The following is an 11,357-nucleotide window of genomic DNA, read 5'->3' on the forward strand; positions in this document are numbered from 1 at the left end:
GAAATTTAAGTTCATTAAGATATATTTTAGACAATATTCATAAAAATTAAAAGACTAGTAAAATAATCTTGATAGCGAAAAAAATACAAATAGTTAGAAAAAATATTTAAACCATTATCTTGACAAATGTTTTTTTATCTTTGATATGAATAATATTTGATATGAATTATAATGACATCATTGGCACAATAGGAGTTTCTATGGTTTTAGTTGCCTATTTTCTTAATATTTTTGGATTAATTCCAAAAGAAGGTATTTTGTTCTTTATCTTAAACATTTTAGGAGCTTCTATCGCTTGTTATGCATCGATACTTATCAATTACAAACCATTTGTTATACTCGAAGGCACTTGGGCAATGGTTAGCTTTTTGGGATTAATGAAAAATTTAAAAAAATAGCACACTATGAAAAACTCTCTTTTAATACAAAAATTCTACAATGCTTTTGCCAATTCTAATGCCGAAGAAATGGCGAGTTGTTATCATAAAGACGTGATATTTGAAGATCCAGCTTTCGGAAAATTGAACCAAAAAGAAGTCATATCGATGTGGAAAATGCTTTTAGAAAGAAGCAAAGGAAACTTAAAAATTGAATTTTCTGATGTCGTTACTAATGAAAAATCTGGTTCAACAAATTGGATTGCTACTTATATTTTTAGTCAAACAAACAGAAAAGTAGTAAATATTATTGATGCAAAATTTGAATTTGAAGACGGATTAATCATCAAACACACCGACCATTTTGACTTTTATAAATGGACAAAACAAGCACTCGGGTTGAAAGGTTATTTGTTAGGATGGACAAATTTTATGCAAAAAAAAGTGAAGCAAAATGCAAAAAAATCACTTCAAAATTACATACAAAAACAAGCTTAAATTTAGTTAAAAAAGTTTGCTATTTATTTCAAAAAAAATCATCAATTCCGGCAGTCCATTTTAAGTTTGGATTATAAAACAATTGCCCCTTTTTCACTTCCAACGGACAATCGAAATTGTTCGTAAAAAGGCCTCCAGTACCCAAACCTTGTGGCATTAAAACTTGCTTCAAAAAGGCAAATTGCGCAATAGCATTTAATCCAATATTTGACTCTAAAGCTGATGTAATCCACCAACCAACATTGTGCTTTTCGGCTAAGAAAATCCATTCATTTGTTCCTCGAAAACCACCTATAAAACTAGGTTTAAAAATAATGTATTGCGGCTTAATTTTGAGCAACAAATCTTCTTTTTCTTGATAAGAAAACACACCAATAAGTTCTTCGTCGAGCGCAATGTCAATTTTGCTGTTTTTACATAGTTCTGACATAGTGTCAGTGTGATTTTTTTGTATTGGTTGTTCAATACTATGCAATTGATAACCAGTTATTTTATTTATTTTATTTAAAGCTTCAATTTCGCTGAAAGCGCCATTAGCATCAACCCTGATTTCTATTTGTTCTGGAGTGAAATTTTGACGAATATAGTGTAATAATTCCAGTTCTTTATCAAAATCTATTGCTCCAATTTTAAGTTTTATACACTTAAATCCTTGTGCTATTTTTTCTTCAATTTGTCGCTTCATATCTTGCGCCTCACCCATCCAAATTAATCCATTAATTGGAATACTTTTTTCTCCTAAAGTAAACGCCGAAGGAAACAACAAAAAAGGAGTTTCCGAAGCTAATGATTGGAATGCCATTTCGACTCCAAACTGAATTGATGGAAACTCTATTAAAGCTTCCCAAAGTGCTTTTTCTCCCAAGTGAATATTATCACAAACCCATTGCAATTTTTCTTCATAATCGGGTCTGTCATCGCAACTCAAACCACGCAAAATTCCGCACTCTCCTATTCCACTTTTTTTGTCATTTTGCAACACTAAAAACCAAGTCTCTTTTTGGGTTAAAACACCTCTCGAAGTTCCTGATGGTTTTTTGAAATCGAGAATATATTTGTGGTAAGTTGCTTTCAAAATAGATTGTTAGAATTTTAGATTATTAGATTATTAGATTATTTAGATTTATAATCTTTAACTAGTTTGTGATTCCTCCTTCGTCGGAATCACATTTTTTTTAGAATGAATTTAAGAGATTGCTCCTTCGACGGAATGACAAAAAGTATCACTTTTTTTAATCAACTAATCTCAAAATTTTCTTGAAATTGTCATTTGGTAAATTTGCTTTTTGGAATTTATCTAAATCGTTGATGGTTTTATTTTTCCAAGTTTGGTTTGTAGATACGTTTTGTTCTTTGTACTTATTATGAATTTCTCGAGATTCACTCATTCTGTCTAAAAACATATAAGTATTCGCTAAATTAAGTTGCACTAGAAGCTCGCTCGAATCTAAATTTTCGGCAATTTTGAGCGTTTTAAGCGCTTTTTCGAATTGTTTGGTATAAATGTATAATTCACCCAAAGTATTGTAGTCTAAAACCGATGATTTGCCTTTATGGATGATTTTATCATTTAATATTGCAATTGCATCGTCATACTTGCCTTGTTTAGCTAAAGTTTTAGCTTCTTGACGGATAATTTTATTATAAACTTCGACAGTATTTGTTTCTATTAATGCCTTGTCTTCAAATTTATTTATTAATGACAGTTTTTCGGTTTTTGACAGTTTTTGAAATACTGAAAATTTGTATTCATTTTGCAGTTTCTCAATTATATTGAAACAAAAAACTTCCGAATTGGGTAATTTTGATGCGATTTCGGTGGTTTTTATAAAATTTAAAGCTGTTTTTTTGTTGGTTTGATTCCATATTTTACTCGCTTTGGCATCTACCCACGGAACAATTTCGAGAATAATTTTCTGTCCTAAAATCCAATTTTTGCTTTCGAAACCAAACCAAATCGTTTTAGAATCATCTACCAAACAAGTAGATTTTTCGAGAGAAATTACTTTTACTTCTTTGTTTATAGGATTGTTCTGATACAAACAAGATTTTTTTGTATTTCCAGTTTTTGTAAAATCTATTGCTTTATTATTGTCAGAAAAAATGGCATAAGTACATTTGTCATCACCAGATATTTTTGAGGTTAACGAAATAGCTCCGCCAGTTCCTTGTGTGATTCCTGTTGGATCTGGAATAGCTTTGAGTATTGATGACAAATCGGAAACCATTTTCTGATTTTCGTCTAGTAAAGTGATTCGGTATACAAATTCGGTTGTGCCGTCAGGAAAATCTTCGGATTTGATTAAGACTCTTTCTCCTGCCGAAAGTTTTATTTCTTTGTTGGTTACGCGTTGATTATCCCAATAACCGTCTTGTGCAAAAGATATACTTGTTAAGAAAAGAAATGCTATTTTAATTATTTTCATTGTTTTTGTTTTGTTTGTTTGTTTGTTGTAGCAATTTGGGTGCCAGTTTAACCACAAAGTTCACGAAGGTTTACACGAAGTTCACAAAAACTTATTTATGAATGGAATGCCCTAGCCCTGATTGAAACGAAAATCCTTTTCCTTGCTCCTTTAGTAAGGAAAAGATTGTAGTAGAAAGCAGGAAATAGCTCCTAAACTACAAATCGATACTTTCTCCTATTTCTAGTAACATAAGGTCTTTACCTGCATCGAAAAATTTTTTTTTGGCTTCGTCATGGTTTATTTCGATATAACCGAAAGTGTCGTAATGGTAGCCGAGAATTTTGTCGCAATCTACAAAATCGGAAGCGAGAATGGCATCATCGACATCCATAGTGAAATTATCACCTATTGGAAGAATCACTAAATCGAGTTTGGTGCGCATTGGAATCAATTTCATATCCATCGTAAGTGCAGTATCGCCTGCAATATAGATATTTTTGTGTTCGCCTTCTATAACAAATCCGCCTGGATTACCACCATAACTTCCGTCGGGAAATGAGCTAGTATGAATAGCATTGACATATTTTACGTTTCCGAAATTGAAATCCCAGCTTCCGCCGAGATTCATAGGATGAAATTGGAATCCTTTGTCTCCGAAATGATTTGCTATTTCGTAATTGGAAACGATTATGGCATTGGTACGTTGAGCAATGGCTTCGACATCAAGAATATGGTCGTTGTGGGCGTGCGTGAGCAGAATATAATCGGCTTTGACCGAATGTATATCAATATGACTGGCTTTGGGATTTGCAGAAATATATGGATCGACCAAAATGTATTTTCCTGCAACTTCAATTCCTATTGATGCGTGTCCGTAGAAGGTTATTTTCATTTTTTAAAGTTTTTAGGCATTAGGCAAAAGCCAATAGTTTAAAAAATTAAAACCATAGCCAGAATTAATGATAATAAAAATGTACTGATGGCTAGTTTTTTTAATTGTGGGTCGAGTGCTCGTGGTTCTGGACAATTATAAACCGTTTTTAAATGGCTTAATAAAGGGAAATAAGCTACTAAAAAGGCATACTGATCGATTCTGAAACCTATTCCATTGTAAATTATGGCAAAGATTAATACCAAAACCATTGCTGTAATAATTAAACAATAATGGTAAATCTTGGCTTTTGCCCCACCCATTTTGACTACTAATGTGTTTTTTCCTGATTTTGTATCAGAGACCTCATCTCTCATATTATTTAAATTGAGTACACCGACACTTAGTAATCCTATTGCTGATGCTGGAAGTACTAATTGCCAATCGAATTGTTTCGAATACAAGAAGTTTACACCTAAAGTGCTTACTAAACCAAAGAAAACAAAGACAAAAATATCGCCAAAACCTTTATAACCATAAGCTGAATTACCAACTGTATATCGTATTGCCGAAGCGATGGCCAAACCTCCTAACAGTAAGAAAAACAAAGAATACCACAAATGTTTGTCATGAAATGAAACATATATTAACAAAACTGCTGATACAAAAGTTAGCATTGCTGTAATTACGATCGCTCGTTTCATCGCGGCTGGCGTAATCACACCACTTTGTATCGCACGCATAGGTCCTATTCTATCTTCATTATCAGTTCCTTTGATTCCGTCTCCATAATCGTTTGCAAAATTGGAAAGAATTTGCAACCCTAAAGTTGTTAGCATCGCAAAACCAAAAATTGTCCAACTAAATACTTGGGTTGGCGTGAGAATATCATTTGTTGGGTTGGCTAATGCGTATAAACTTCCTACCATAATTCCCGAAACGGAAAGTGGTAAGGTTCGTAGTCGTGCGGCTTGTATCCAGTGTTTCATTTTAATTTTAGATTTATGATATTAGATTTTAGATTTATTAAAAAAACTTCAGAAATCTAAACTGATTTACGGCAACCATTTCTTTTCAAAATTAGGCTTTCTTTTTTCTAAAAAAGCATCTCGTCCTTCTTTTGCTTCATCGGTCATATAAGCCAATCGCGTTGCTTCTCCAGCAAATACTTGTTGTCCAACCATTCCGTCATCTGTCAAATTCATTGCAAATTTTAGCATTTTGATAGACATTGGCGATTTAGCCAAAATCTCTTGTGCCCATTCGTAAGCAGTATCTTCTAGTTCATCATGAGGAATTACGGCATTTACCATACCCATTTCGAAAGCTTCTTGTGCTGAATAATTTCTTCCTAGAAAGAAAATTTCACGAGCTTTTTTCTGACCCACCATTTTGGCTAAATAAGCTGAACCATAACCACCATCGAAACTTGTCACATCGGCATCAGTTTGTTTAAAAATAGCATGTTCTTTGCTGGCTAATGTCAAATCGCAAACAACATGCAAACTATGACCGCCACCTACAGCCCAACCTGGGACAACGCAAATAACTGCTTTTGGCATAAAACGAATAAGTCGTTGCACATCGAGAATATTTAATCTATGGTAACCGTCGTCTCCTACATAACCTTGTTGCCCACGTGCTTTCTGGTCACCTCCGCTACAAAAAGAATACACACCATCTTTACTTGATGGCCCTTCGGCAGAAAGCAAAACGACACCTATAGATGTATCTTCTTGTGCGTCGTGAAATGCTTGCAACAATTCGGCAGTAGTTTTAGGACGAAAAGCATTGCGTACATCAGGACGATTAAAAGCTATTCTGGCTACACCATTGCATTTTTTGTAGGTTATATCTTCAAATTCCCGAACGGTTTTCCAATCTATTTTATTCATGTGTATTTATTTTAATGTAAAAATAATCCATTTGTACCAAACAACGTATTAGTTCCTAAAAAGAATCTTACAAATCGGCTTTAAAGTGTTAAATTTTAAAGAAAAGCATCTTCAATTTATGTTTTATATTTAATTTTTATTTAATTTTAATGTATTGAAAATCAATTTTTTACATTGATTTAAATTATTAATTCACTCACGGATTTATTAACTTAAAAAAAGATTTATTTGAAAAAAAATGTTTTAATTGTCGCTCTAGCATTTGGTATCTTTTTCACAAGTTGTAAAAAAGAAATAGAAACATCAGCTGAGGAAATTACCACAGAGCAAATGACTCCAGAAGTTGTAGACGGTGTAGTTACTGATACAGTAGCCCCTATGGTTGAACCAAAAGATTCGATAAGCAAGAAATAAAACGCTTCAATCTTTAATATTTATAACTAAACCACAGGCAATAAAGCGAATATTGGTTTTATATTGTGGCGGCTCCCGAGAGTTGTTTAAAAGACAGAGTACAAAAAAAATTGGAATAAGAATAGAGTTCGCTCTACATTGAAAGAAATTATTCTAGTTAAGTTTATTTAATTTTTTGATTTTAGTAAAGCATGTTATTATAACTTTACGTATGTTATCGTCTATTTTTGAAAAGAAATAGACAGAAAAATGCCAGCCTTGATTATTAAAGTTGGCATTTTTTGTTTTTTATAAATGTATGCTAATCGTACTAAATTTTATTTTTGCCACAGATTAACATGGATTTATACAGATTTTAAAAGTAAAATAATATTATTTCGTTACTCCAATTATCACTCCAAAATCACCATCTGTTTGCGTCCATTTTTTTTCGGGTAAATAGGTTCGTGAGACAAAACCGTCTAAATACAATGCGTTTTTGCAACCGAGGTTTTTGAAATATTGAGCAAACTCATAAAAGTTTATTTCTTTTTTAGATATTGCAAATACTATTTTATTATTTGGTAAAATTCCAACACCATTCCGGATATTTAAGTTTGTCGAATTTTCTTTAAAAGCAATATGAATTTTTCCATTAATCACTAGCATTGGACCTGATTGTGTGGCATATTTTATTTTGCCATTATCAATAAAATCTGACGTTAAAGAAATATTTGGGGTTTTGCTGGTTGTTATATAGAAAATTCCGTTTGGTTTAAGGTAAAAATTCCCATTACCACTTGCTTTGTCAATTTCATTTTTTCTTATTTTATCTTCTATGTAAAGACCTTGAGGTGAATTGTCTTTTTTATACATTCCGCCATTAGTTGCAAAAAGAAGTTCTATTTTTTGTTTTTTAAGCCAAAACTTTAAATTTTCTGCGTTTTTAAAGTTTTCTCCTTTTTCATTTTTCCAATAAAACTGAATATTTTGTTTTTTTGAATTAACAATATAAGTTACAAAACGCTTATCATCATATTTTTGTTTTTTAAATTGAATGAAAAAACCAAATGAGAGTAATGTTATGAGTGTTAGAAAAATTACTTTTTTATTCATTTTTACTCTTTCACCAAATATATTCCGTCTTCTTTTATCTCGATTAGTTTCTCTCTATACAAAGTTCCTATTGCTTTCTTGAAGGTTTTTTTGCTCATTTTCAAGACAGTTTTGATATCTTCTGGGTGAGAATCATCGTTTAAACGAAGAAAACCGCGACTGGCTTTTAGTTCGTCGAGAATAATTTGTGCGCTTGGTTCTACTTTTTCGAAACCTAGTTTTGTTGCCGATACATCTATTTTTCCGTCGGGACGAATGTTTTTTATGTAACCTACAATTCTGTCTCCAGTTCGCAAATCGTCATATACTTCATTTTTGTACAGCAATCCTTTGTGTTTTTCATTGATAATTACATTAATACCAACTTCGGTAATATGAGAAACAATTAAATCAACTTCTTCACCGTTTTCGACTGTGATATTATCATTATTCAAAAACTGATTGGTTTTACTAGACGCTACTAATCGGTTTGTTTTTTCGTCCATATAAAGGTAAACCAAATAACGTTTTCCTTTTTCCATGGGCCTGGCTTGCTCTTTAAACGGAACTAGAATGTCTTTTTCCATTCCCCAGTCCATAAAAGCACCTACTTGATTTACATAATTAACACGCAAAAGTGCAAATTCATTCAACAAAATATAAGGCTCAAGGGTTGTTGCCACAGGACGTTCTTCGTGGTCTAGATATACAAAAACAATAAGCTCCTCGCCTATTTCGAATTCGTTCGGGATATATTTTATAGGCAATAATATGTCTTTACTTGGATCTTTATTTTCATCGGGCAAACCTAAATATAGCCCAACTTTAGTTTCTCGAAGTATCGTTAGTGTGTTGTACTTTCCTATTTCAATCATTGTTATTCTATTTTCTTAATGTGACAAAGGTACAAAGTTTAGAAGTTGTTACAATAAAAAAGCGCTTCATTTCTGAAACGCTTTTTATTTTTATAAAACTATTTATTATTTGTTGTAAACACTTTCTTTTTTGAAATGTATTGCTAGTAAATAATACACTACTGCTCTATATTTATTCTTATTAGATTTACCATATTTTTCCATCACAGCTTCGATTCCTTTGTCTAAATCGGCACCTTCTTTTAAACCTAATTTTTTGATTAAGAAATTATTTCTTACCGTATCTAATTCAGATTGCTGAGTTCCTGCTACTGTTGCTGCATCTTTATTATAAATAGATGGTCCGCAACCTACAGTAACTTTTGTTAACAAAGCCATATCGGCAGTATGTCCACATTTTTCTTTCAAGTCTGCTGCGTATACAGCGATAAGTTCGTCTCTTTTGCTCATAATAATAGTTTGTTGTTGTTATATTGAATTCAAATATAACAGAATTTATTAAATAATTTATAAAAAATATTAGGTCAAATTCTTAAAATAATTCAATAATACCGAATCATTAACTTTTGTGGGTGTAAACACTTCTAAAATTATTGATTTCTTAACATTTAATGCAATTTCTAAGTTTTCTTTTAATGATTTTTCATCAATAGCCTTTTCATATTCAAAATCATACATTTTGGCGAGATGTTCTGCAGTTAATCGATGTGAAGTTTCAAAATAAGTATTGAAAGTTTCATTTTCTTCGTGCCCTGGCAATATTCTAAAAATACCACCGCCACCATTATTAAGTAAAATTATTTTGAAATTTTCAGGAATATAATTATTCCATAATGCATTACTATCATACAAAAAACTAATATCGCCAGTAATGAGAACCGTTTCTTTACCAGAAGCTAATGCAGCTCCTATTGCTGTCGATGTACTTCCATCTATTCCGCTAGTGCCACGATTACAAAATACTTCAATACTCGAATCTATAGGAAATAATTGTGCATAACGAATCGCCGAACTGTTACTTATTTGCAACTGACTATACAATGTCAATTTTGGTAATATAATCTCGAAAGCTTTAAAATCTGAAAATGGAATTGTAGCTAAATACGTTTCGGTTTTCTCGGCTCTTACTTTTTTTATTTCTAAAGCATTTTGCAAATAATCACTTTCAACGGGAACTATTTTTGGCATAAATTCATTAAAAAACACATTTGGAATTGTTTCAAAATGCTTTGTCAAACAATCAAAAGTATTATAAGCACGTAACTCATCTATGTGCCAATGTTGTTGTGGTTTGTATTTTCTAAGAAATGCTTTAATCCTTTTAGATACTATCATTCCGCCAATAGTTATTAATATTTCAGGTTGAAAATCAATAAAATTCCCATCGGTAAACGGTGTGATAATCGTATCTATATTGGTAATAAAATTAGCGTGATGTACGTTTGATGTGACTTCGGTCATTACCACCACCGAATTATCGTTTGCTAAAACATCTACAATAGATTGTTGGATAAAATTGGGATCGCAACCACCAATTAAAATTAATTTCTTCTTGGCTTTATTCCATTGGTTTGCAAAAATATCTAGATTCTCTAATTCTTTATTTTGTGTATCAAAATCTATCATTTTTGTATTAACAGAAATTGCATCAACTTTTTCATACAAAGGTTCTTCAAACGGAACATTAATATGTGCTGGCCCTTTTTTGGTCACAGCCAAATGTATTGCTTCTTGAATTTTAGCATCGTTTTCTTCCGATGCATTTTCGACTAAATTAGCATTGTACAAACTGTGATTAGCAAATACATTTTCTTGTCGAATGGTTTGTCCGTCGCCTATATCTATCTTATTTTGTGGCCTGTCGGCAGAAATTACCACTAGTGGAATTTGGCTATAAAAAGCTTCTGCAAAGGCAGGATAATAATTAAGTAATGCCGAACCCGATGTACAAACTACAGCCACTGGTTTTTCTAATTGTTGCGCCATTCCAAGTGCAAAAAATGCTGCACATCGCTCATCGGCAATGCTATAACAGGTAAATTCTGGATTATTTGTAAAACCAATAGTGAGAGGCGCATTACGTGATCCTGGAGAAATTACAATATGGTGGATTCCTTTAGCTTTACAAATTTCGATGATACTTTGTGCTAAAGGTATTTTTGGGTAAATCATTTTTTTAGTTTCTTCCGAAAAGTATTTAAAATTTTGTTGTCAGGAACCGCTTTTTCAATTTTATAGGAAGAAAAATTTCTTCATAGCGGTTTCAAAGTACCAAAGTTACAAATATGAAAGCTAATTAACATATTTTTCTTCCTCTTTTAAAATCAAAAATTTATAAAATGTGAAATGTGAAATGGCATACGATAATATCACAATTTGATATATTGATTCGGTTTTTAGGTAAAATTTATTTATAAAAAAAGCTGCTATTTGAACAACAAACAAAACACCACTTATGAGTAGCCAAAAGCTTTTTTTATCTGAATGATTCAGATAATTAATGATTCCAACTCCTCCTATAAATGAGGTTAAAAATGCATTTATAATCCATATAAAATAAACCTCTCCTAATGATGAAATTACAATTTCGATAATGTATAAATAAAAAACAAAAAAAGGAATCGAAGCAATTGCAAAAGCCAATCTATTTTTTTTTGTTACCAAATCTAGAATTAAGATGAACAAACAAATTTTAAAAGATACCGAACATAAGGTTGCGAAAATAAAACCTGATGGCGTATCAAGATAAAAATAAACAGAAGCTAATTGATATAACAACAAAGCAACAATGTAAAGTATTTGTATTTTTCTTGAAGTTATAAAATATAAAAAAATTAAAATTGGAATTCTTATTGCCCAGGAAAATATTTTTAATTCCTCTATTCCTATTAAAGAAGAAATACTATATAAAAAAAGATTTATAAAGTATAAAATTATTAATATTT

The 11,357-nt window shown here is 31.5% G+C and carries 13 protein-coding genes; 3 read left to right on the plus strand and 10 right to left on the minus strand.

All coding sequences use genetic code 11. The features are described 5' to 3' along the window. Positions 1-161: 161 nt before the first annotated feature. Together ACH2BG_RS00235 and ACH2BG_RS00240 are read left to right on the plus strand one after the other, a co-directional pair. Positions 162-398, plus strand: coding sequence for a hypothetical protein (locus ACH2BG_RS00235; protein WP_395045734.1), 237 nt, complete (start codon positions 162-164; stop codon positions 396-398). Between the two features lie 6 nt (positions 399-404). Beyond that, complete coding sequence (locus tag ACH2BG_RS00240; RefSeq protein ID WP_395045735.1) at positions 405-875, plus strand: nuclear transport factor 2 family protein; 471 nt, start codon at positions 405-407, stop codon at positions 873-875. Between the two features lie 28 nt (positions 876-903). Here the strand turns inward: ACH2BG_RS00240 and ACH2BG_RS00245 are convergent, their stop codons facing one another. From ACH2BG_RS00245 to ACH2BG_RS00265, 5 genes are all read right to left on the minus strand, one after another. After that, the gene (locus tag ACH2BG_RS00245) at positions 904-1,950 is read right to left on the minus strand and encodes an o-succinylbenzoate synthase (protein ID WP_395045736.1); all 1,047 of its coding nucleotides are present in this window, start codon (positions 1,948-1,950) and stop codon (positions 904-906) included. Positions 1,951-2,107: 157 nt separating this feature from the next. After that, a complete protein-coding gene (locus tag ACH2BG_RS00250) occupies positions 2,108-3,301 on the minus strand; it encodes a tetratricopeptide repeat protein (RefSeq protein WP_395045737.1) in 1,194 nt (397 codons plus the stop codon). 196 nt (positions 3,302-3,497) lie between these two features. Next, positions 3,498-4,175: a metal-dependent hydrolase gene (locus tag ACH2BG_RS00255; RefSeq protein ID WP_395045738.1), complete on the minus strand. Its 678-nt coding sequence runs from the start codon at positions 4,173-4,175 to the stop codon at positions 3,498-3,500. Between the two features lie 38 nt (positions 4,176-4,213). Further along, positions 4,214-5,143: a 1,4-dihydroxy-2-naphthoate octaprenyltransferase gene (gene menA / locus ACH2BG_RS00260; protein ID WP_395045739.1), complete on the minus strand. Its 930-nt coding sequence runs from the start codon at positions 5,141-5,143 to the stop codon at positions 4,214-4,216. A 66-nt stretch (positions 5,144-5,209) separates the two neighbouring features. Continuing rightward, the gene (locus ACH2BG_RS00265) at positions 5,210-6,049 is read right to left on the minus strand and encodes a 1,4-dihydroxy-2-naphthoyl-CoA synthase (RefSeq protein ID WP_395045740.1); all 840 of its coding nucleotides are present in this window, start codon (positions 6,047-6,049) and stop codon (positions 5,210-5,212) included. Positions 6,050-6,277: 228 nt separating this feature from the next. On the opposite strand from ACH2BG_RS00265, the gene ACH2BG_RS00270 reads away from it, so the two are divergent. Continuing rightward, complete coding sequence (locus ACH2BG_RS00270) at positions 6,278-6,463, plus strand: hypothetical protein (RefSeq protein ID WP_395045741.1); 186 nt, start codon at positions 6,278-6,280, stop codon at positions 6,461-6,463. A 372-nt stretch (positions 6,464-6,835) separates the two neighbouring features. On the opposite strand, the gene ACH2BG_RS00275 is transcribed toward ACH2BG_RS00270, so the two are convergent. The 5 genes from ACH2BG_RS00275 to ACH2BG_RS00295 form a co-directional block, all read right to left on the minus strand. After that, positions 6,836-7,558, minus strand: a complete 723-nt coding sequence (locus ACH2BG_RS00275; RefSeq protein WP_395045742.1) for a phosphodiester glycosidase family protein — start codon at positions 7,556-7,558, stop codon at positions 6,836-6,838. A gap of 2 nt (positions 7,559-7,560) precedes the next feature. Beyond that, positions 7,561-8,412, minus strand: coding sequence for a S1 RNA-binding domain-containing protein (locus tag ACH2BG_RS00280; RefSeq protein ID WP_395045743.1), 852 nt, complete (start codon positions 8,410-8,412; stop codon positions 7,561-7,563). Between the two features lie 105 nt (positions 8,413-8,517). Further along, complete coding sequence (locus ACH2BG_RS00285) at positions 8,518-8,862, minus strand: DUF2853 family protein (RefSeq protein ID WP_395045744.1); 345 nt, start codon at positions 8,860-8,862, stop codon at positions 8,518-8,520. A 69-nt stretch (positions 8,863-8,931) separates the two neighbouring features. Beyond that, positions 8,932-10,584, minus strand: a complete 1,653-nt coding sequence (gene menD / locus ACH2BG_RS00290; protein WP_395045745.1) for a 2-succinyl-5-enolpyruvyl-6-hydroxy-3-cyclohexene-1-carboxylic-acid synthase — start codon at positions 10,582-10,584, stop codon at positions 8,932-8,934. Positions 10,585-10,704: 120 nt separating this feature from the next. After that, on the minus strand, positions 10,705-11,357 hold a 653-nt coding region (locus ACH2BG_RS00295; RefSeq protein ID WP_395045746.1), incomplete at its 5' end, for a hypothetical protein.

The organism is Flavobacterium sp. (assembly GCF_043779715.1).
Lineage (GTDB): Bacteria > Bacteroidota > Bacteroidia > Flavobacteriales > Flavobacteriaceae > Flavobacterium.

Coding starts and splice junctions, on each gene's coding strand:
- menD (WP_395045745.1), bottom strand. CDS start 10,584: ATGATTTACCCAAAAATACCTTTAGCACAAAGTATCATCGAAATTTGT.
- ACH2BG_RS00275 (WP_395045742.1), bottom strand. CDS start 7,558: ATGAATAAAAAAGTAATTTTTCTAACACTCATAACATTACTCTCATTT.
- ACH2BG_RS00255 (WP_395045738.1), bottom strand. CDS start 4,175: ATGAAAATAACCTTCTACGGACACGCATCAATAGGAATTGAAGTTGCA.
- ACH2BG_RS00235 (WP_395045734.1), top strand. CDS start 162: ATGAATTATAATGACATCATTGGCACAATAGGAGTTTCTATGGTTTTA.
- ACH2BG_RS00265 (WP_395045740.1), bottom strand. CDS start 6,049: ATGAATAAAATAGATTGGAAAACCGTTCGGGAATTTGAAGATATAACC.
- ACH2BG_RS00240 (WP_395045735.1), top strand. CDS start 405: ATGAAAAACTCTCTTTTAATACAAAAATTCTACAATGCTTTTGCCAAT.
- ACH2BG_RS00285 (WP_395045744.1), bottom strand. CDS start 8,862: ATGAGCAAAAGAGACGAACTTATCGCTGTATACGCAGCAGACTTGAAA.
- menA (WP_395045739.1), bottom strand. CDS start 5,143: ATGAAACACTGGATACAAGCCGCACGACTACGAACCTTACCACTTTCC.
- ACH2BG_RS00250 (WP_395045737.1), bottom strand. CDS start 3,301: ATGAAAATAATTAAAATAGCATTTCTTTTCTTAACAAGTATATCTTTT.
- ACH2BG_RS00280 (WP_395045743.1), bottom strand. CDS start 8,412: ATGATTGAAATAGGAAAGTACAACACACTAACGATACTTCGAGAAACT.